This is a genomic window from Streptomyces sp. NPDC003038 (genome assembly GCF_040611115.1).
Classification (GTDB): domain Bacteria; phylum Actinomycetota; class Actinomycetes; order Streptomycetales; family Streptomycetaceae; genus Streptomyces.
This window is the reverse complement of the sequence record NZ_JBEXNN010000015.1, coordinates 122,529-143,006: the sequence shown is the minus strand read 5'-3', so window position 1 is coordinate 143,006 and position 20,478 is coordinate 122,529. Positions and strand designations below refer to the sequence as shown.

Annotated in this window: 9 protein-coding genes and 2 pseudogenes; 3 read left to right on the top strand and 8 right to left on the bottom strand. The window is 74.4% G+C overall.

Going from position 1 to position 20,478, the window contains the following annotated elements:
* Window positions 1-35: 35 nt before the first annotated feature.
* The 3 genes from ABZX75_RS20400 to ABZX75_RS20390 all read left to right on the top strand — a co-directional run bounded on the left by ABZX75_RS20400 (window position 36) and on the right by ABZX75_RS20390 (window position 6,118).
* Window positions 36-776: a response regulator transcription factor gene (locus ABZX75_RS20400; protein ID WP_355412366.1), complete on the top strand. Its 741-nt coding sequence runs from the start codon at window positions 36-38 to the stop codon at window positions 774-776.
* A complete protein-coding gene (locus ABZX75_RS20395; RefSeq protein WP_355412364.1) occupies window positions 773-1,924 on the top strand; it encodes a HAMP domain-containing sensor histidine kinase in 1,152 nt (383 codons plus the stop codon). Before ABZX75_RS20400 ends, ABZX75_RS20395 begins: the two co-directional genes overlap by 4 nt.
* A gap of 270 nt (window positions 1,925-2,194) precedes the next feature.
* Window positions 2,195-6,118, top strand: a complete 3,924-nt coding sequence (locus ABZX75_RS20390; protein ID WP_355412362.1) for a multifunctional oxoglutarate decarboxylase/oxoglutarate dehydrogenase thiamine pyrophosphate-binding subunit/dihydrolipoyllysine-residue succinyltransferase subunit — start codon at window positions 2,195-2,197, stop codon at window positions 6,116-6,118.
* 73 nt (window positions 6,119-6,191) lie between these two features.
* On the opposite strand, the pseudogene ABZX75_RS20385 reads toward ABZX75_RS20390, so the two are convergent.
* The 8 genes and pseudogenes from ABZX75_RS20385 to ABZX75_RS20350 all read right to left on the bottom strand — a co-directional run.
* A pseudogene (locus tag ABZX75_RS20385) lies at window positions 6,192-6,410 on the bottom strand (GNAT family N-acetyltransferase); the annotation flags it as partial.
* A 693-nt stretch (window positions 6,411-7,103) separates the two neighbouring features.
* Window positions 7,104-10,103: an FxSxx-COOH system tetratricopeptide repeat protein gene (gene fxsT, locus ABZX75_RS20380; RefSeq protein ID WP_355412360.1), complete on the bottom strand. Its 3,000-nt coding sequence runs from the start codon at window positions 10,101-10,103 to the stop codon at window positions 7,104-7,106.
* A 73-nt stretch (window positions 10,104-10,176) separates the two neighbouring features.
* Window positions 10,177-11,433, bottom strand: a complete 1,257-nt coding sequence (locus ABZX75_RS20375) for an HEXXH motif domain-containing protein (protein WP_355412358.1) — start codon at window positions 11,431-11,433, stop codon at window positions 10,177-10,179.
* 125 nt (window positions 11,434-11,558) lie between these two features.
* A pseudogene (locus ABZX75_RS20370) lies at window positions 11,559-12,686 on the bottom strand (FxsB family cyclophane-forming radical SAM/SPASM peptide maturase); the annotation flags it as partial.
* Window positions 12,687-13,354: 668 nt separating this feature from the next.
* Window positions 13,355-13,552: an FxSxx-COOH cyclophane-containing RiPP peptide gene (gene fxsA, locus ABZX75_RS20365; RefSeq protein WP_355412356.1), complete on the bottom strand. Its 198-nt coding sequence runs from the start codon at window positions 13,550-13,552 to the stop codon at window positions 13,355-13,357.
* Between the two features lie 122 nt (window positions 13,553-13,674).
* Window positions 13,675-17,016, bottom strand: a complete 3,342-nt coding sequence (locus ABZX75_RS20360) for an SAV_2336 N-terminal domain-related protein (RefSeq protein WP_355412354.1) — start codon at window positions 17,014-17,016, stop codon at window positions 13,675-13,677.
* A 6-nt stretch (window positions 17,017-17,022) separates the two neighbouring features.
* Complete coding sequence (locus tag ABZX75_RS20355) at window positions 17,023-18,117, bottom strand: MoxR family ATPase (RefSeq protein WP_355412352.1); 1,095 nt, start codon at window positions 18,115-18,117, stop codon at window positions 17,023-17,025.
* 225 nt (window positions 18,118-18,342) lie between these two features.
* The gene (locus ABZX75_RS20350) at window positions 18,343-20,406 is read right to left on the bottom strand and encodes a trypsin-like peptidase domain-containing protein (RefSeq protein WP_355412350.1); all 2,064 of its coding nucleotides are present in this window, start codon (window positions 20,404-20,406) and stop codon (window positions 18,343-18,345) included.
* Window positions 20,407-20,478 lie beyond the last annotated feature (72 nt).

Sequence of the window (20,478 nt, the reverse complement as noted above, 5' to 3'; positions counted from 1 at the left end):
CATCACGCGGGATCTTCACGGGGCGGAACCGGGACATGGAACAGACACACACCAGCCACAACGGCGCCTCGGCGACCCCCGGCGCCCAGCGGCGTGTGCTCGTCGTCGAGGACGACCACACCATCGCCGAGGCCATCGCGGCACGGCTCCGCGCCGAGGGCTTCCAGGTGCAGACGGCCGCCGACGGCCCGGCCGCGGTCGCCGCGGCCGAGAGCTGGCTGCCCGAGCTGCTGGTCCTGGACGTCATGCTGCCCGGCTTCGACGGGCTGGAGGTCTGCCGCCGGGTCCAGGCGCAGCGGCCGGTCCCGGTGCTCATGCTCACCGCGCGGGACGACGAGACCGACCTGCTGGTCGGGCTCGGGGTCGGCGCGGACGACTACATGACGAAGCCGTTCTCGATGCGCGAGCTGGCCGCGCGCGTCCACGTACTCCTGCGGCGCGTCGAGCGGGCCACGCTGGCCGCCCACACTCCGCGCGCGGCCACCCTGCGCCTGGGCGATCTGGAGATCGACCACGCGCAGCGCCGGGTGCGGGTGCACGCGGAGGACGTGCACCTGACGCCGACCGAGTTCGACCTGCTGCTGTGCCTGGCCGGGACGCCGCGTGCGGTGCTCTCGCGGGAGCAGCTGCTGGCCGAGGTGTGGGACTGGGCCGACGCGTCCGGGACCCGTACGGTCGACAGCCACATCAAGGCGTTGCGCCGCAAGATCGGCGCGGAGCGGATCCGTACGGTTCACGGCGTCGGGTACGCCCTGGAGACCCCGGCCCAGGCATGAGCGCCCGGCCCGGACAGCGGTCCGCCGCGCAGCGCACCGCCGGAGGCCGGCCGGCCGGTGGCAGGTCCGGCGGCGGCAGGCCGGCCGGCGGGCGGCACCCCGGAGGCCTGCGGCCGTTCTCGCCCTTCTCGATCAAGACCAAACTGGGCACGCTCGTCGTGGTCTCGGTCTTCATCACGACCGGCCTGCTGCTCGTGGCCCTGCGCACCGACACCGAGCTGCGGTTCATCACGGTCTTCTCGGTGATCGCCTCGATGCTGATCACCCAGTTCGTGGCGCACAGCCTGACGGCGCCCCTGGACGACATGACGACGGTCGCCCGCGCGATCTCCCACGGGGACTACACCCGCCGCGTGCGCGGCGCCGGGCGCCGGGACGAGCTGGGCGACCTGGCCTCGACGATCAATCTGATGGCGGACGACCTGGAGGCGGTGGACCGGCACCGCAAGGAGCTGGTCGCCAACGTCTCGCACGAGCTGCGCACGCCGATCGCGGCGCTGCGGGCGGTGCTGGAGAACGTCGTGGACGGGGTCTCCGCCGCCGACCCGGAGACGATGCGGACGGCGCTGAAGCAGACCGAGCGCCTCGGCCGTCTGGTCGAGACCCTGCTGGACCTGTCCCGGGTGGACAACGGCGTGGTCCCGCTGCGCGCCCGCCGCTTCGAGGTGTGGCCGTACCTGTCGGGCGTGCTGAAGGAGTCGGGGCTGGCGGCCGCCGGGCGGCCGGGGCTGTCCACCGGCTCGGGCGGACACACCCGCAACGACGTGCACCTGCGCCTGGACGTCTTCCCGCCCGACCTGACGGCGTACGCGGACGCCGAGCGGCTCCACCAGGTGGTGGCGAACCTGATCGACAACGCCGTCAAGCACAGCCCCCCGCACGGCCGGGTCACGGTCAGCGCCCGAGCGGGTGAGCGGCCCGGGAGTCTGGCTCTGGAGGTACGGGACGAAGGGCCCGGCATCCCTGAGGCGGAGCGGCACCGCGTCTTCGAGCGGTTCAACCGGGGCAGCTCGCACGGCGGCGACGGAGGCACGGGCCTGGGCCTGGCGATCGCCCGCTGGGCCGTGGGAATGCACGGGGGGCACATCAGAGTGGCCGAATCGTCACGGGGCTGCCGCATGCTCGTCACGCTTCCGGGCAGTTCGTGAGCGTCGCGTTGACGTAGGGTTCGAGTGGGAAGGACATGATCTCGGCCACACCGGCCAGGGTCCGTCAGGGGTGCGAAGCCAAGGGGGCCGCAACCACGGTGCCCCCTACCCGAACCGCGCTTGTTTCCCGCCATTCCGGGTCCCGAAACCCGCCGTTCGATGTGACCTACATGACGGATGTCCCGCCCGGTCTGCATCCGACCGCCGGGGAGGCGTAGCCTTTATTCCCGCTGTCCATACCTTGTGAAGCGGAAGAGGGCGGTTGCCGCCGTGTCGCCACAGTCCCCCAGTAACCCGAGCACCACGACCGAAGCAGCAGAGGGCGGGAAGAACCCCGCCTCGGGCTTCGGTGCCAATGAGTGGCTCGTCGACGAGATCTATCAGCAGTACCTCCAGGACCCGAACTCGGTCGACCGGGCCTGGTGGGACTTCTTCGCCGACTACAAGCCGGGGGGCGCTCCCGCCCCCCTGAAGGCGGACGAGCCGAAGAAGCCCCAGCCGACGACGGATGGCGCCTCCGCACAGGCCGCCACCTCCGCCGTCCGGGCCCCGCAGGTCTCCGACGCCGCCGCCACGGGGGCGGCGCGCGCCACGCTCACCCCGCCCCCCGGTGCAAGCACCGGCTCCACTGGAGCGGCTGACGCCGCGCCGACCCCTCCGCCCGTGTCAGCTCCTGCCCCTGCTCCTGCCACCCCCTCTGGTGCCCCTGCTGTGACTGTCACCTCCCAGGCCGCGGCGGCCGCACCCGCCGCGCCTGCTCAGGCTGCCCCTGCCCCTGCCGCCGCCCAGAAGGCCGCGCCCGCGACCGAGGCCCCAGCCGGCCCCGAGCTCGTGACGCTCCGCGGCCCCGCCGCCGCGGTGGCCAAGAACATGAACGCCTCCCTCGACGTCCCGACGGCCACGTCCGTCCGCGCCGTCCCGGTGAAGCTGCTGTTCGACAACCGCATCGTCATCAACAACCACCTGAAGCGCGCCCGGGGCGGGAAGATCTCCTTCACGCACCTCATCGGCTACGCGATGGTCCAGGCCATCAAGGCCATGCCGGCCATGAACTACTCCTTCGCGGAGAAGGACGGCAAGCCGACGCTGGTCAAGCCGGAGCACATCAACTTCGGCCTCGCGATCGACCTGGTGAAGCCCAACGGCGACCGCCAGCTCGTCGTCGCCGGCATCAAGAAGGCCGAGACGCTCAACTTCTTCGAGTTCTGGCAGGCGTACGAGGACATCGTCCGCCGCGCCCGCGTCGGCAAGCTGACGATGGACGACTTCACCGGCGTCACCGTCTCGCTGACCAACCCCGGCGGCCTGGGCACCGTCCACTCCGTGCCCCGCCTGATGCCCGGACAGTCGGTCATCATGGGCGTCGGCTCCATGGACTACCCCGCCGAGTTCCAGGGCACCTCCCAGGACACCCTGAACAAGCTGGGCATCTCCAAGGTCATGACCCTGACCTCGACCTACGACCACCGGGTCATCCAGGGCGCGGCCTCCGGCGAGTTCCTGCGCATCGTCGCCAACCTGCTGCTCGGCGAGAGCGGCTTCTACGACGACGTCTTCGAGGCGCTGCGCATCCCGTACGAGCCGGTCCGCTGGAACCGGGACATCGACGCCTCGCACGACGACGACGTCACGAAGGCCGCCCGCGTCTTCGAGCTGATCCACTCCTACCGGGTCCGCGGCCACGTCATGGCCGACACCGACCCGCTGGAGTACAAGCAACGCAAGCACCCCGACCTCGACATCACCGAGCACGGCCTCACCCTGTGGGACCTTGAGCGGGAGTTCGCGGTCGGCGGCTTCTCCGGCAAGTCGATGATGAAGCTCCGCGACATCCTCGGCGTACTGCGCGACTCGTACTGCCGCACCACCGGCGTCGAGTTCATGCACATCCAGGACCCGAAGCAGCGCCGCTGGATCCAGGACCGCATCGAGCGCCCGCACACCAAGCCGGAGCGCGAGGAGCAGCTGCGCATCCTGCGCCGCCTGAACGCGGCGGAGGCCTTCGAGACCTTCCTGCAGACGAAGTACGTCGGCCAGAAGCGCTTCTCCCTGGAGGGCGGCGAGTCCGTCATCCCGCTGCTCGACGCGGTGATCGACTCCGCCGCCGAGGCCCGCCTCGAAGAGGTCGTCATCGGCATGGCCCACCGCGGCCGCCTGAACGTCCTCGCGAACATCGTCGGCAAGTCGTACGCGCAGATCTTCCGCGAGTTCGAGGGCAACCTCGACCCGAAGTCGATGCACGGCTCCGGCGACGTCAAGTACCACCTGGGCGCCGAGGGCACCTTCACGGGCCTGGACGGCGAGCAGATCAAGGTCTCGCTGGTCGCCAACCCCTCGCACCTGGAGGCCGTGGACCCGGTCCTGGAGGGTGTCGCCCGCGCCAAGCAGGACGTCATCAACAAGGGCGGCACGGACTTCACGGTCCTGCCGCTCGCCCTGCACGGCGACGCGGCCTTCGCCGGCCAGGGTGTGGTCGCCGAGACGCTCAACATGTCGCAGCTGCGCGGCTACCGCACCGGCGGCACCGTCCACGTCGTGATCAACAACCAGGTCGGCTTCACCGCCGCCCCGGAGTCCTCGCGCTCCTCGATGTACGCGACCGACGTGGCCCGCATGATCGAGGCGCCGATCTTCCACGTGAACGGCGACGACCCGGAGGCCGTGGTCCGCATCGCGCGGCTCGCCTTCGAGTTCCGTCAGGCGTTCAACAAGGACGTGGTCATCGACCTCATCTGCTACCGCCGCCGCGGACACAACGAGTCCGACAACCCGGCCTTCACCCAGCCGCTGATGTACGACCTGATCGACAAGAAGCGCTCGGTGCGCAAGCTGTACACCGAGTCCCTCATCGGTCGCGGCGACATCACGCTGGAAGAGGCCGAGCAGGCGCTCCAGGACTTCCAGGGCCAGCTGGAGAAGGTCTTCGCGGAGGTCCGCGAGGCCGCCGCGCAGCCCGCGGCCGGCGCCCCGGTGGCGCCCGTCCAGGTCGCGCAGCAGTTCCCGGTCGCCGTGGAGACCGCGATCTCCCCGGAGGTCGTCAAGCGGATCGCCGAGGCGCAGGTCAACATCCCGGACACCGTCACCGTCCACCCGCGTCTGCTGCCGCAGCTCCAGCGCCGCGCGGCGATGATCGACGAGGGCACCATCGACTGGGGCATGGGCGAGACCCTCGCCTTCGGCTCGCTGCTGATGGAGGGCACCCCGGTCCGGCTGTCCGGCCAGGACTCGCGCCGTGGCACCTTCGGCCAGCGCCACGCGGTCCTCATCGACCGGGAGACGGGCGAGGACTACACCCCGCTGCTCTACCTGTCGGACGACCAGGCCCGCTACAACGTCTACGACTCGCTGCTCTCCGAGTACGCGGCCATGGGCTTCGAGTACGGCTACTCGCTGGCCCGCCCGGACGCGCTGGTCCTCTGGGAGGCCCAGTTCGGTGACTTCGTCAACGGCGCGCAGACCGTCGTCGACGAGTTCATCTCCTCGGCCGAGCAGAAGTGGGGCCAGACCTCCGGCGTCACGCTGCTGCTGCCGCACGGCTACGAGGGCCAGGGCCCGGACCACTCGTCCGCGCGTCCCGAGCGCTTCCTCCAGATGTGCGCGCAGGACAACATGACGGTCGCGATGCCGACCCTCCCGTCGAACTACTTCCACCTGCTGCGCTGGCAGGTCCACAACCCGCACCACAAGCCGCTCATCGTCTTCACCCCGAAGTCGATGCTGCGTCTGAAGGCGGCGGCGTCGAAGGCGGAGGAGTTCACGAGCGGTTCGTTCCGTCCGGTCATCGGGGACGCCACCGTGGACCCGAACGCGGTCCGCAAGGTCGTCTTCTGCGCCGGCAAGGTCTACTACGACCTGGAGGCCGAGCGCGAGAAGCGCGGCATCACGGACACGGCGATCATCCGCATCGAGCGGCTGTACCCGCTGCCGGGTGCGGAACTCCAGGCGGAGATCGCCAAGTTCCCGAACGCGGCGAAGTACATCTGGGCGCAGGAGGAGCCGGCGAACCAGGGTGCGTGGCCGTTCATCGCGCTCAACCTGATCGACCACCTCGACCTGGCGGTCGGCGCGGACATCCCGGCGGGCGAGCGCCTGCGGCGCATCTCGCGCCCGCACGGCTCGTCGCCGGCGGTGGGCTCCGCGAAGCGCCACCAGGCGGAGCAGCAGCTCCTGCTGAACGAGGTCTTCGAAGCCTGACCCCCGCAGCACCCGGAAGGCCCGGCCCCCCTCGTGGGAGCCGGGCCTTCCGGCTCGGTAGGGGGGAGGCTGATCAGCGCAGGTCGAGCAGCATCACGTCGTGCAGGTCCGCACCGACCCAAGGGCGTGCGTCGCCGACCTTCCGGTACCCCCAAGCCCGATACGCGGCCACGGCCGCCTCGCTCTCCGGGTGAACGTTGAGCAGGACCCGCTCGGCGTCGATACCGTCGAGCAGGGTGTGGTGCAGGCACCTGGCAATCCCCTGCCTGCGCCACGGGCCGACAACGTCGAGCCGGCCGAATGACCAACGCCATCCGACGGACCCGGGCCGCCCAGCCGCAGACGGCCGTTCGCCGCCGTGATCGAGGAGCGCGTAGCGATCTGACGCGTCCACCCCGCCAGACCTGCGCCCAGCTCGGCCTGACCGCCGTCTCGTGGAGCGTGGCCGCCCCAGACCCGGGATGTGGTGCGGATGGGCCCCGCCTCGGGTCTGCCCCTCGGGCACATGCCCGCCCATCGCTGATGACCGCGTGCGGATCTGGACCCCCCGGCCCGTCCCTTTGGGGGCTTCCCGGCAGTTCTTGTCTTTCCGTGGCGGGACGGTCGGTCAAGGGTGGCCAACGGCCATCGCGCAGCGACGCGACGAAGGAGCGCCCTTGAGGGACCGGCCCGACGCGGAAGGACGATAGGACTGACGGGAAACCCCCACGACTTCCCTGATGCCGCCCGCTCGGCTTCCCCCAACCCCTGCCCCCGCCCCACGGGCCGGCCCGGCCGCCGCAGATACTGCCGGCCCGCCGCCGAGGGGGGCGGGTGGGCAGCCAGCGCCCGCGAGCGGTGGGGCTAGGGGGCGAAAGCCCCGCACGCGTGGGACCCGTACCGTACCCACGGCACGAAAGCCCCGCACGCGTGGGTTCCCGTACCCGCACTGCGAAGGCCGCGCACTCGTGGGTCCCGGACGCGCGTGGCCCCGTACCCCCCACCCCTACGGCTGGGGCTCGAAGTCCCAGTACGGGCGCATCTGCTGGCGTGCCGAGACCGTGTGGACGTGCTGGGCGCCCAGGGTGCGGATGAGGCCCTTGATGCCCGCGTCCTCGTGCTTGCCCGCCTCCACGTCCTCCCGTACCGACCGGAGGTCCGCCGCGAGCGCGATCTGGGCGCTGAGTGTCATCGGGTGGTCCGGGCCCAGCACCCGCTCCGCGGTGCGCAGGGTCTCGCGGCTCAGGTCGAGGGCGTCCTCCAGACGGCCGGTGATGTTGCGGTGCCCGGTGGCGTTGAGCGCGCAGCCCAGCGTCCAGGGGTGCCGGTCGCCGAGCGCGCCCCGCATGCCGGCCAGGGCCTGTTCGGCGAGGTTGAGGGCTTCCGCGCGTTCGCCCTGGGCGCGCAGGACCAGGCCGAGGTTGCCGACCGTACCGATGCTGTACGGGTGGGCGAGGCCCAGCTGCGACTGGTAGCCGCGGACCACGTACTCGGAGATCCGGCGGGCCTCGCCGACGTCCCCGTACTCCCGCAGGTACGTGGCGTAGTCGGAGGCGACCATCAAGGTCCACGGGTAGTCGACGCCGAAGACCCTCGTGGCCCGCTCCCACACGGTCCGCAGCCGCAGGCCGGCGCCCGGGATGTCGCCGGAGCGGCGCAGGCACAGGCCGAGGTTGTGCTCGGCGCGCAGGGTCTGCGGGTGGCCGAGGCCCAGTACCTGGGTGTTGAGTTTGACGCCCTGTTCCTGGCGGGTCTGGGCCTCGCGGTAGCGGCCCATCAGGCGCAGGCCCATGGCGCAGGCGATGCCGGAGGAGAGGGTGGAGATGTGCTGGGCGCGCAGGACGCGCTCGCGGCGGCGCAGGGTGTCCAGGTCGAGGTCGTAGGCGTCCTGGTAGCGGCCCAGCAGCCGGTAGGTGGCGGCCAGGTTGTTCTGGGCGTCGAGGGTGGTGGAGTCGTCCTCGCCGAGCAGTTCGCGGTAGGTGGCCAGGCAGTGTTCGAAGATCTCGCGGGCCGCATCGAACTTGGCGATGCAGAGCAGGACGCCGCCGTACGCGCTGCTCGCGCGCAGTGTCTCCAGGTCGCGTTCGCCGCGTTCCGCGGTGAGCTGGTGGGCGACGGCCTTGGTGAGGGTTTCGGCACGGCGGAAGAGGCCGAGATTGCGCAGCGCGCCGCCGTACTGGTAGCTGAGCTCGCGGACCTTGGGGTGGTCCTCGCCGAGCTGGGCGCGCCAGGCCTGGTCGGTCTCCTCGCAGAGCCGCAGGCAGGTGCGGTACTCCCCGGCGAGGATCAGGTAGCGCAGGCAGTGCAGCAGGAAGTTCTGGATGCGCGGATTGCCGCTGGCCAGTACCCCGGAGGTGGTCAGGTGCGGGATGAGCTCGGCGTACCGGGGCCACAGGCTGGAGTCGGAGGGCCGGCCGGGGTCGGCGGCGGCGAGCACCTGGCGGACGGCGCGGGCGAGCGGCTCGGCCTCGTGCTCGGAGAGGTTGTCGCGGACGATGCCGTGGACCATGCGGTGCAGCTGTACGGTCTCCAGCCCGCCGCCGCCCTCTTCCACGGGCAGGTCGGAGTACTCCAGGCGGACGACGGAGAACTGGACGAGCTTGTTGAGGGCCGCGTTCCACCGGATCTGGTCGTTGATGAGCCCGGCGAGCTGTTCGGGCACGTCGTCGGCGGGGAACTCGCGCAGCAGCCGCAGGGGCACCGGGCCGGGGGCGAAGAAGACGAACAGCCGCAGCAGGGCGAGGGCGTCGGGGAAGTTCTCCCGGACATTGTTCAGGAGTATGGCGAGCGCGGTCGGGAAGGGCAGCGGGTAGTCGTCGGAGACGGTGACGGCTTCGTGGGAGTCCAGCCTGCGCCGGAGCAGGGCCAGGTAGTCGCGGACGGTGAGCGGGGAGTCCGCGAGCCAGCCGGCGGTCTGGTCGAGGGCGAGGGGGTAGTCCTCCAGGGCCTCGGCGAGCTGGTCGGCCTCGGCGGCGGTGAGCCGCAGCGCCCGGCGGCGGATGAAGGTGATGGACTCGGGCCGGGCGTAGAGGGGGACTTCGACGAGGCTGGTGTGCCGGGAGGCCCATTCGCGGTTGCGGGAGGTGATGATGACGTCGCCCGCCCCCGAGGGCAGCAGGTCGGTGAGGTCGTCGGGGTTGTCGCAGCCGTCGAAGACCAACAGCCAGCGGTGGTACGGGGTGCCGCGCCGCAAGGCCTCCAGGACGGCCCGGATCTGCTCGCCGTAACTGCCGGCGCCGCGCGACAGGCCGAGGGCGGGTGCCAGGTCCGCGAGCCGCTCGCGCAGGGTGGGCCGGTCCTCGGCGGGGACCCACCAGACGACGTCGTACTCGGAGGCGAACCGGTAGGCGTACTCGGTGGCGACCTGGGTCTTGCCGACGCCGGACAGTCCGAGCAGGGTGACGGTGGAGGCGCCGGGCGGGGCCTCGGAGAGGGCGGCGCGCAGCGTGCCGATGACGTCGTTGCGGCCGGTGAAGCGCGGGTTGCGGCGCGGGACCCGGCCCCAGATCTCCGGCGGGTCGTTGGGGAAGCGGGGTCCGCGGCGACCGGTCTCGGTGCCGATCCGGTCGGTGGGCAGCTCCAGCCGGCGCAGTACGCGGTACTCCGCCTCGTACGCGTCGAGGCCCCACAGGTCGGTCTTCTCCAGCACGGCGACGGCGCTGGGCAGCGGGGCGTCGGTGAGGCAGACGGCCGCGAAGCGGTCGGGGTGGTCGTCGGTGACCGTGCGCAGGGCCTCGTTCCACTCCTCGTCGGTGTGGGTGCCGGCGGAGAAGTAGCGCTCGCTGAGCACGAGGAGGACCCGGCTGCCAGAGCGGGCGAGGTCGTCGAGTGCCTGGGTGAGTCCGGGGCTGTTCTGCGGGTCCCAGCGCTGGAGCGCGACGCGGTGGCCGTGCTCCTCCAGGCGGTGGGCGATCCAGACGGCCCAGGGGCGGTTGAATCCCGCGAAACTGATGACGAAGCGCTGCGGCTGCGCGCCTGTGACCTGGTCCTGCCGACTACCGGTCATGCTGCCGTCTCCCTGAGATCCGGGCAGTGGACGGGGTTGAAAAGGTACCGCAGGAGGCGCGGACGGCGGCCCGTCAGGCGAGGGTGAATCGGGCGAGTTCGGGGTGCGTCTCGCACCAGGCGCGGCGATCGTGTTCGACGGCCCGGCGGGCGGTGGCGTGCTGGTCGCCGGGGGGCGGCAGTTCGTCCATGGCCCGCTCGGCATCGGCCATGGCGTCCGCGAACTCCTTTCCGGCGGAGGTGAGTTGCGGCTGCGTCCGGATGACGGGGAGGACGGCGGCCACCTGGGCGCGGATCCTGGCGTGCTGGGCCCAGGCGCCGCGGGCCCCGTAGAGGGCGGCGCGCTGCCAGTACCCGGCCAGGGCCAGGTGGGCGTACGCACCGTGCAGGAGCCCCTCCAGCGGGCGCGGGTCCTCGCGCCAGGGGGCCCAGTACCGGGGCGTGCGGTCGGCGGTGTGCAGGGTCAGGACGTCGGCGAGCGCGGTCAGTTTGCCGTGCTGGACCTCGTGGACGAGCGTGGCCGCGAGGGCGGGCGGGGCCTGCGCCCGGGCCAGTACGGAGCCGGCGGCCGCGGGCAGGGTGGCGCCGCTGGAGCGGGAGCCGCCGGCCAGCGGCACGACGGAGCGCAGCAGTTGGACGGTCTCCTCCGCGCGGGTGCTGTCGTACCGCTGGAGCAGGGTGAGCGCGCCGGACCACTGGACGTCCCAGCGCTTGTGCCCCTTGGGGGTGAGCCGGCGGGCGGGGCGGACGGGGGCGGGGTGCGCGGGGCCGGAGGCCCGGTAGGGGTCGAGGTCGTCGAGGGCGGTCCGGCCTCCGGGCAGGGTGTGCAGGGGCAGCGCGGCGGGGTCCTCGGGGTCCCAGGAGCACGCGCTGAGGGCGAGCGGGCCCAGGCGGTCGGGGCGCAGCAGTCCCAGGGTGGGCAGGACGATCCGCCCGTTCTGCGGCCGAAGGGTGCGGGTGAAGGCGATCCCGGCCCGCAGGGCGGCGGCCACGGCCAGGGCACCGAGGTGGCCGAGGTCGGGCGGCGGGCCGTACGGCGCGTGCAGCCGGCGCAGGGTCTCCTCGGCCCACACCCCGGTGGCCGGATAGTGCAGTACGTCGCGCACCGCGCCGGGGGCGTGCCGTTCGGCCTCCTCCAGCAGGGCCCAGTGGTCGGCGGCCTCCCCGGACCCGCCGCCGGGGGCGGCGTCGAGGACCCCGCGCAGGAGGACCAGGCGCTTGGAGCGGCGTACGTCGCGGACCAGGCGGGTGCCTTCCGCGGAGGGCTCGGTGGAGGCGAGGGCGCGCAGGGTGTGGGAGGTGACCGCGAAGGGGGCCAGGGAGGTGGTCATGAGGCGGCCGCCCGGGGGGCGGTGGCGTGCGCGGCCGGGCGGACGGCGGTGGTCTGGCGGACGGCGGGCTGGTGGACGGCTGTGGCCTGCCGTAGGGCGGCGGGCTGCCGGACGGCGGCGGCCTGCTGGACGGCGGCCGCTATGTGCCGGATCAGGACCTGGAGGTCGGCGCAGTACACGGACGGCTGCCGGAAGCCCTCGCCGGCGCGGTAGCGGTGCGGGTAGTGCCCGCCGCCGCACACCCGCACCAGCTCGCAGCCGCGGCAGTCGGCGGCGAGCGCGTCGCGTCCGATCTGGCGGGCGGCGAGCCCGGGGTGGTCGAGGAAACGGTCGAAGCTGTGGGTGTCCAGGGTCATCCCGGTGGCGGCGGCGCCCTCGTAGGCGGATTTCAGCGAATCGGCCTGTTCGAGGGAGCCGTCGGTCTCGATCACGGCGGTGGTCGCGGGCGCCAGCCCGAGCGTCTCGGTGGCGGCGGGCAGGCCGAGCAGCAGGGCGATGATCTCCTCGAAGAGCCGGATCCGGGTCCGCCGCACCCCGTCGTGCCACCAGAGCTCGAAGACGGCGAGGAGCCAGTCGGCGTACGGGGTCCCGCCGAGGTGGGAACCGGGCGGCGGGGAGCTCCAGTTGGCGAGCGGCAGCAGCAGTCCGACACTGGGCGGGGCGAAGGAGAGCAGGGACTCGTACGTCTCCAGCGGGTCCTGGTCGAGATCGACGACGCAGAGCAGCCCGGCGTAGCTGTCCGGATGCCGTGCCAGGAGCCTCAGGCCCCGGGCGGCGGCGGCGAACCCGGGCCGGCCGGCGTGGTCGACGCGGCGGGCGTTGTGCGCGGGCAGGCCCCCGTCGAGGCTGACCCCGATCCGTATCCCGGCGCCGGCCAGCGCGGCGAGCCTGCCGCGGGTGAGGAGGGTGGCGTTGGTCTGGACGGAGGCGGTGACCCGTGTCCGCGGGGCGGCCTCGGCCACGGCGGCCCGTACGGCGTCGACGGGCGCGGCCAGGGCGGCGGGCGGGGTGAGCAGCGGCTCGCCGCCGTGCAGGACCAGATCGATACGGGAGAGGTCGTGGGCGGCGGCGTGCTCGGCGATCCGCTCGGCGGCGCGGGCGATGGTGGCGGGGCTCATGACGGCGGGCTGGGCGCGCCAGCCCTGGTCGGCCATCTCGTAGACGTAGCAGTAGGTGCAGGCGAGGTTGCAGCGGCTGCGCGTCTTGAGCACGAACTGCCGTATGGGGTGCGGCCGGTGCCCGGCGGCGCGCAGGGCGGCGACGTCGAGGCGGGCGTAGGGCCAGGGCGCGTGGCGTGCGTGGTGCGCGCTGGTCGCGCCGACAGAGGTCACGGGGTCGGCGGGGGTTGCCAGATCGGCGGGGTCGGTGAGGGTCGCCGGATCGGCCGGCGTCGCGGAGTCGAGGGGGGTCGCAGGGCCCGCCGGGTTCGCGGGGTCGGCGGAGGTCGCAGGATCGGCGGGGTCGGAGGGGGTCGCAGGATCGGCGGGGTCGGAGGGGGTCGCAGGCGTGGTCGGGGGCGCGGGATCGGCCGGGGTCGCGGAGTCGAGGGGGGTCGCAGGGCCCGCCGGGTTCGCGGGGCCGGCGAGGGTCGCAGGATCGGCGGGGTCGGCGGACGTCGCAGGATCGGCGGGGTCGGTGGGGGTCGCAGGCGTGGTCGGGGGCGCGGGGAGGGGGTTGTTCCGGTGCGCGGGCAGCGCGGCATCCCTCGTGGTCGCTTGCCTCATCGCCTGAACCTCCCGCCCCCGGCTACCGCCGGGAGGTGCCCCCCGCGGACGGTCCATCCCTGCCCTTCGGATGGTCCCGGCTAACGGCGGAAAGTGGTCAACTCCCGGTCATCTCCGTCAGGTCGGACGGGATCGGCGGTGCCGCCGGGACGGCTGGGACGGCGGCGGGCCGGGTGCGGCGGCCGGGTGCGGGCGGGTCACGCGACTCCGGAGTCAAAGGCGTTCAGGATCTCGGCCGGGTGGGTGACCCGCTCCACCATGCCCTCGATCACCTCGGCCAGTACGGGGTGGTCGATCCCGCGCAGCGCGGCCAGATCGAGCCCGGAGAGGTCGGGTAACCGCCCGGGGCACGCGCGGGCCGCCTCCTCCGCCACTTCCTGATGTCCGGTCACCATGGGCTGCCTGCTCCCTGTTGAGTCGGGTGTTCGATGGTCCACTGCCTTTTCCCCTCGTCCGGGGCCCGGAAACGGCCGGGGCGGGCGCGTCAGGGGGCCGTGAGAGGCCCGTCAGAGGCCCGTCATAGGCCCGCCTCCAGGGCGCGCACGCGGGCGCGCAGGGCCTCGCGCCGTTCACCACCGGCCGCCTCGGCTCCACCGGTCCCGCCGGCCGCCTCAACCGCCTCGCCGATCCGCCGCCACAGCTCCAGGGCTCCCCGGTACGCGTCCAGGGCGGCCCTGGGCCGCGCCAGCCGCTCCAGCACCTCCCCGCGCAGCTCCTGCACGCGGGCCGCCAGGTGCAGGGCGGTGTCCTGGCGCTCGTCTCGGTCGGCCTCCAGGGCCGCCCGCCAGGCCCGCCGGTAGGAGTCCGCCGCCCGGTCGAGGCGGTCCGCCGTCCGCGTGTGGCCGTGGATCTCCTGCTGGACGTCGCCGTGGTCCCGCCAGGCGCGGGCCTGCTCCAACGGGCTCCGGCTCTGCCGGACGGCCACCTCCAGCAGGTATTCCGCCTCCCGCAGGTCCACCAGGTCCCGCTCGTAGGCGTGCCGCAGCCGCAGCCCGGTGGCGAGCCGCAGCAGCCGGTGCGCCGCCCGGGGGTCGGACTGCGGCACCGCCGCCCGGCTCTCGCGCAGCACCCGCACGGCGGCCCCGGTGAACCGCCGCCCGTCGGCGGCGCGCGCCCGGTCCAGGAGTACGTCGCCCCACTCGGGCAGCAGCTCTCCGAAGGCGTCCCCGTCCCGGGGGATGAGCCGCCGGGCCCGGCCGTACGCCTCGGCCGCGTCCTCCAGCGCCACCGGGTCGGCGTCGCGCGCGTGCCGCGCCCGGTGCACGCGCGCCAGGCACATCAGGGCGGCCACCCGCAGCTCCGGGTCCCCGACGGCCTCCTCCAGGGCCTCGGCCAGGTGCCCGGCCGCCTCCGCCAGCCGCCCGGGAAGGTGGCGCAGTGCGGTGGCCAGTTCCACCCTCACCCGCGCGAGGGCCGCCGCCGGAGCGCGGCGCGGACCGGCGCCGGGGTGGCGGGCCGGCATCACCTGGTCCGCCAGGGCCGTCGGCGCGATCACGGGTACGGAAGCCGAGTCCGCGTCCGCCTGCGGCGGCGGGGTGTCCAGCAGCGCGGCCAGGACCGACTCCAGGCGGGCCGCGGCCTGTTCGGCCAGGGCGGTGCGCTCGGCCGGGGCCGTGGTGTGGGGCAGCAACGCCAGCAGTACGCGCCCCAGGGCGAGCTGGAGTTCGGGATACGGCTTTGGGCGCGGCCCCGACCCGGGGGTGGGTCCGGCCAGGGGCTCCAGTGCGGCCCGCGCCTCGCGCAGTGCGCCGGGGTCCTCCCGCAGCTCGCCCAGCCGGATCAGGGTCTCGGCCCGCCGCACCGCGCAGTCCCGCCGCAGCCGCGCCTCCCGGGCCGGGTCCGCCGCGGCTCCCGCCGCCGCGAACTCCCGCTCCGCGGCGGCCAGCAGCTCCGCGTCGGGCCCGGCCACGAGGGCCCGTTCGGACAGCACCCGGCCCAGCACCGCCCGGGCCCCTGCCGTGCGCAGCCCGGTGACGGCCCGTTCCGCCTCGGCGAGGAGTTCCCGGTCGCGCTGCGCCGCCCACAGCCGCAGCAGCGCCCCCGCGAGCACGGTCTCGGCCTCCTCGGGCGGATCGGCGGGCCCCGCCGGGGCCGCCACGGCGCGCCGCAGCACCGCCACGGCCTCGTAGAGGGCCCGCGCGTCGCCGTCCTCGTCCCCGTGCGGGTCCTGCGCCGCGAGCCGGTCCCGCGCGGTGCGCACGGCCCAGGCCCTGCTCCGCGCTCCGTCGGGGGTCACCGGGGCGGGGGCCGGCTCGGGTACCGCCGCGTCCTCTTCCGGCAGCCCGGGCAGGTAGCGTCGTACGACCTTGGCCGAGACCTGTGCGAAGGCCTGCGGGAGCCGCTCGGCGGGCACCCGCTCGGTGTCGTCGGCGGGCGGGTCGGCGACGGGCGCCCCGGTCAGCTGGGAGACGGCGAGCGCGGGGAAGTTCCGTACGCCCCGCCCGAAGTGCGCCAGGACGTATTCCGAGCAGTGCTTCAGCACGAGCGCGGCTTCGTCCCGCCCCAGCGGCCCCAGCAGCACCTCCTGCACCCCGGGCACGAACTCGTACCACTGCCCCGGCGCCGGTCCGCTGCGCCGCAGCAGCCCGCTCAGCAGCACTTCCGCCAGGTCCGAGGGTTCCGAGTCCGGCAGCATGGTGCGCTGCACCAGCCGCATCACGGGCAGCGTCAGCGGCGCCGCCGACAAGTACACGGCCAGCTGTACGGCCCGTGGCGCGGCCGAGGACCTGAAGCGCTGCACCAGTTCCCGCGGTGGCCGGACGGCTCGCGGCAGCGGCACGGGCGCGGCCGGGTGGCGGGCCAGGACCCGGCCCACCTCGGCCGGCACCGGCCCGGTGCCCAGCCCGGCGACGAGGCGGGCCCACGCCCCGAGCGCGGTCGCGCCCGGCGGCAGCACGGGTACCGTCAGTCCACCGGTGGGCCGCCCGGCCGGCGGTGGCCGGTCCGGCCTGAACTTCAGCTTCCCTCCGCCGCCCTCGACCCGGGAGAGGGTGCCCCGCTCGGTCGGCAGCCAGCTGCGTCCCCACAGCCGCTGCGGCAGCGGCTGGACGACGACGCACGGCGTGCACTCGGCCCACCGGTGCAGCAGCCGATGGGCCTCGCCCTCCCGCCACAGCGGCCCGGTGCAGTCGGACACCACCATGGTCAGCGCGCGCCCGGTCGGGTCGCGCAGCTGGTCCGCGGAGCGCAGTCCGGCGCCGGGTAGGGGGCCGCGCCCGAGCGCGGCCGTACCGTCCGCGAGCCGGTGCAGGTGGTGCACCTGGACGTCCCGGAAGGCGCCCAACCGCTCGCAGACGGACCGCAGTTCCTCGAACATGTCCTGCCAGACCGCCATCGACGGCGACGCGTCCATGACCAGGCGTACGGTCGCCTCGCGCCGACTCTCCGGCCGGAGCACCGGGATGACCAGCCCCAGGGCCCGGGCGCTGGCCTCGGCGGTGGCGGGCTCGTCGAGCACCATCCGGGTGGGCGGAACGGGCGGCCGGTGCCGCTGGAGGGCGCGCAGGGCCCGCTGGATGTCGAGGATGCGCGGCAGTGCGGCCGCCCCCGGCACCCGTACGGGCACCCCGGACACGCCCGGCAGCTCCACCTCCGCGTCTGCGCTCCGGCGCGCGCCGGGGGCGTAGAGCCTGACCGGATCCTCGGTCTCCGCCTCCACCCGTGCGGGCTGCGCGGGCTGTCCGGGCGGCTCGTCGTGCTCCGGCTCCCGGGCCGGAGCCGGCGTGGCCGGCCCGGTCCGGCCGGGCGGGCTGATCCGCCCGGCCAGCCAGAGGGCGTCGGCGAGTTCCTCGGCGGTGGGGTCGAGTCCGGCGGCGCGGAGCAGCGCGGCCAGTTCGCGGATGGGCCCGGAGGGTGGCACGGCCCGTCACCTCGGGCGGTCGAGGCGCTGGATGAGCAGGTCCGCGAGGTCCTCCCGGCTGGGCGGGGCGGCGTAGTGGGTCAGGTAGACGGCGTTGAGCAGCTGGTCGGCGGCGACCAGCTCGGACTGCGAGCGGCTGAGGAACTCCCGGATCAGGTCGGCCCCGAGCTGGGCGGCCTCCTCGCCGAGGTGAGCGCGGACCATGGTGGCGAGCCGCTTCTCGCCGGGCTGGCCCAGCTTCAGCTGGATGCAGCGCCGCAGCAGGGCGGCCGGGAAGTCCCGCTCCCCGTTGCTGGTCAGGATGATGAAGGGGAACGCCCGGCACCGGATCCGGCCGCCCCGAACGGTCATCTTCGTCCCGTCGTCGGTGAGCACCTGCACCTCGGGCTCGCTGTCGGCGACCCGTTCCAGCTCGGGCAGCGCGAACTCCCCTTCCTCCAACACGTTCAGCAGGTCGTTGGGCAGGTCGATGTCGCTCTTGTCGAGCTCGTCGATGAGGAGCACCCGGGGGCGGGCGGTGGGCAGCAGCGCGGTGCCCAGCGGCCCGAGCCGGATGTACTTCCCGATGCCCGGCGCCGCGCCGGTGGCCGGGGCCGTACCCGTGCCCGGGGCCGTACCCGTGCCCGGCGCCGTATCCGTGCCGGGGCCGCCGCCCGGAAGGCCACCCGGCGCGCCACCGCTCGCCGCGATCTGGACGTCCTGGAGCCGGGCGATGGCGTCGTACCGGTACAGCCCGTCCTGGAGCACCGTCCGGGAGACCACGGGCCAGCGCAGCACCCGCCCCAGCTTCAACTCGTGGGCCACCGCGTGCGCGAGGGTGGACTTGCCGGTGCCGGGAAAACCGGTCACGAGCAGCGGCCGCCGCAGGTACAGCGCGGCGTTGATGGCCTCCAACTCCTCCGGCTCGGGCCGGTGCAGCTCGGCGGCCTGCCGGTGCGCGCCGAGCCGACGGGCCACGTTCCCGTCGGGCACCGCGGCCGGGCCGGCGGCGTCCCCCACGGGCCCTCCGTCGAAATCCCGCCACGGCGGCGGATCGGGCAGCGCGTCGATCCCGTCATGGGGTTCACCGACACCGCGGTATATGAGCCATTCCTCATTCATGGACGCTGCTCCCTCGCTCGAATCCGTCCACGGAGGCCGGGCCGGTTCCAGACCGGTTGCGGGCCGGTTCCAGACCGGTTGCGGGCCGGTCCAGACCGGCTCCAGACCGGTTGCGGGCCGGCTCCCGGCCGGGGCGGCTCCCGGAGCGGGTGGGTCCCCTTCCGGGCCGGGCCCGGATTCCGGCCGCCCCCGTCAATGAGTCCGCGGACCGCCGTGCCGCCGCCGTCACAGGTCCCCCTGCAACGGCTCGTCCTCCGGCAGCGGCCGCCCCGGGTCGTCCCACACCAGCCCGGTCCCCGCCGCCCAGTACGCGTCCGGGTCCGCCCCGTACGCCCGCGCCCGCAGCGCCTGCATCCGCAGCGGCAGCACCTCCGCCCGCCCGGCGTCGGCCAGTTCCTCCCGCAGCCCGCGGTGGAACGGCGCGCACGTCGCCCCCGGGTCCGCCGGGGGCCGCCGGCACACCACCACCCCGTACCCCGCTTGCCGCACCGCGTGCAGCGACCCGAGCGTGGGCTCCAGCGCGGGAGCCCGGCAGTGCACCGGGACCGTGTTGTCCGCCAGCCCCGCCAGCCAGGCCGGCGACGGGCTCCGCGGGCGGCCCCGCGCGCAGTCGGCGCGCTCGTCCAGCAGGGGCCCCGCCTGCACCCGCGCCCAGCGGCCGGCGGCCGCGTCCGTTCCGCTCCCGCCCGCCGGATGGCGGAACACCACCGGCCGCTGCACCCCGACGGGCACTCCGCCGACCAGTGTCCACTCGTCCACCGCCAGCCCGAACAGCTCCGGGGTGACCGCGACTTCGAGCAGGGCCGCCACCTCGTGCGTGTCGCACCGCCGGAAGGCCTCCGCGAGCGGGGCCCGTAACGCCTCGGGCAGGCCCGCCAGGGTGGCCCGTACGCCCGAGTCCACCGGCGTCACCCGCCCCGGACGCGCCGGGCCCGCCAGCACCGACACCCGCCAGTCGTACACGTCCTCCCAGCCGTGCGCCCACGCCTCCAGCAGCACCGAAGCCCCCGGCGGCAGCCCGCCGGCGCCCCGCGCGGTGCCGTATACCGCCCGCCCGGCCGTGGCCCTGCACCGCTGTTCCCGCTCGGCCAGGCCCCGCTCGTGGCGGTCGGCGAGCTCCCGCCGCAGCGGCCGCCACAGCCGCTCGGCCGTGGTCCGAACCCAGTCCCACAGCTCCTCGTCCGCGCCCGGTACCGGCGGCTCGCGGTGGTCGGCCACGCTCACGTCGGTCGCGTACCGGAGCATCGCCGCCGCCTCCCCCGCCCCTCCCGGCGGGTCGTGCAGCAGCCCCAGCCCGTCACGCCAGCTCAGCGGGGCCGGCGGATGCGGGTCCGGCTCCTCCCCGCGCGCCGCCTCGACCAGTTCCCGTACGACCTCCGAGGAGCCGGGCGGGGGCAGTTCGGCGAGCAGCCCGCACAGGGTGGTGCGCTCGCCGGGGGTGAGCCGGCCTCGGCCGCCGTACGGGTCGCCTTCCTGCGCCGTCAGCTCGTCGTGCACGTCCGTCCAGGTCCGGCGGCTGTTCAGATCGCTGAGGTGCTCGTCGTAGTGGTGCAGGTCGTGGGCCTGCATGATCCGCCGGTACAGCCCGATGCGGCCCCGCGGGGCCATGGGCAGCGTGCGCAGCTGTACGACGGACACGGCAAGCCCGCCGCCGCCCGACTGGCGCCGCGCCTTGACGACACCGACGACCTCGCCGCGGACCAGGTCCACGACGGGACCGCCCGACATGCCGGGCTCGATCTCGTCGTCGTCGCCGAGCCGGATGGCCGCGCCGTTCCCGGCGGTGCCGCGCAGGCGGGTGGTGCGGCCGGTGATCTCCGGTGTGCCGAGGTCCTCGGTGCAGCCGAAGTACGCGACCTCGTCGAAGCGGGGCCGGGAGCGGTCGGTCAGCCAGACGCAGGCGTGCGAGACCGGCGCCAGGACCCGGACCAGCGCCAGGTCGGGCAGGTCCCACAGGGCCCGCCGCCCGGGGCGCCGCTCCTCCAGCCGCTCGGGCAGTACGCACTCCACGCGCCCGGCGACGCTCCCCGTGGCTCCGTCGCCTCCGGAGGAGAAGGTGATCCCGACCTCGCGCCCCGTCAAACGCATCGCAGCACCCCCCTCGCCCACCACGTGCGCACACGTCAGGACCCAGCCGGGGGCGATGAAGAACCCGCTCCCCCAGGTGGGACCGGTCCCAGAGGTTCCATACCCGTCCGGGGGCGCGTGGACGCGTACGGTCGCAGCCTGGACGAGGGGCTCCAGGAGCTCGAGGGCGCGCGCCGAGCTGCCCGTGCGCCCGTCCGTCATCCGCGCCCCCCGCTCCTGAGAAGTCAAGGCTAGCGCCGGGGGGCGGTACGGCGGGAGGCCCGTGCGCACCAG

What these genes read in the sequence shown, in the direction of transcription:
- ABZX75_RS20375 (WP_355412358.1), bottom strand. Translation starts at nt 11,433, where the DNA reads ATGACCACCTCCCTGGCCCCCTTCGCGGTCACCTCCCACACCCTGCGC.
- ABZX75_RS20395 (WP_355412364.1), top strand. Translation starts at nt 773, where the DNA reads ATGAGCGCCCGGCCCGGACAGCGGTCCGCCGCGCAGCGCACCGCCGGA.
- fxsT (WP_355412360.1), bottom strand. Translation starts at nt 10,103, where the DNA reads ATGACCGGTAGTCGGCAGGACCAGGTCACAGGCGCGCAGCCGCAGCGC.
- ABZX75_RS20400 (WP_355412366.1), top strand. Translation starts at nt 36, where the DNA reads ATGGAACAGACACACACCAGCCACAACGGCGCCTCGGCGACCCCCGGC.
- ABZX75_RS20350 (WP_355412350.1), bottom strand. Translation starts at nt 20,406, where the DNA reads ATGACGGACGGGCGCACGGGCAGCTCGGCGCGCGCCCTCGAGCTCCTG.
- ABZX75_RS20355 (WP_355412352.1), bottom strand. Translation starts at nt 18,117, where the DNA reads ATGAATGAGGAATGGCTCATATACCGCGGTGTCGGTGAACCCCATGAC.
- fxsA (WP_355412356.1), bottom strand. Translation starts at nt 13,552, where the DNA reads ATGGTGACCGGACATCAGGAAGTGGCGGAGGAGGCGGCCCGCGCGTGC.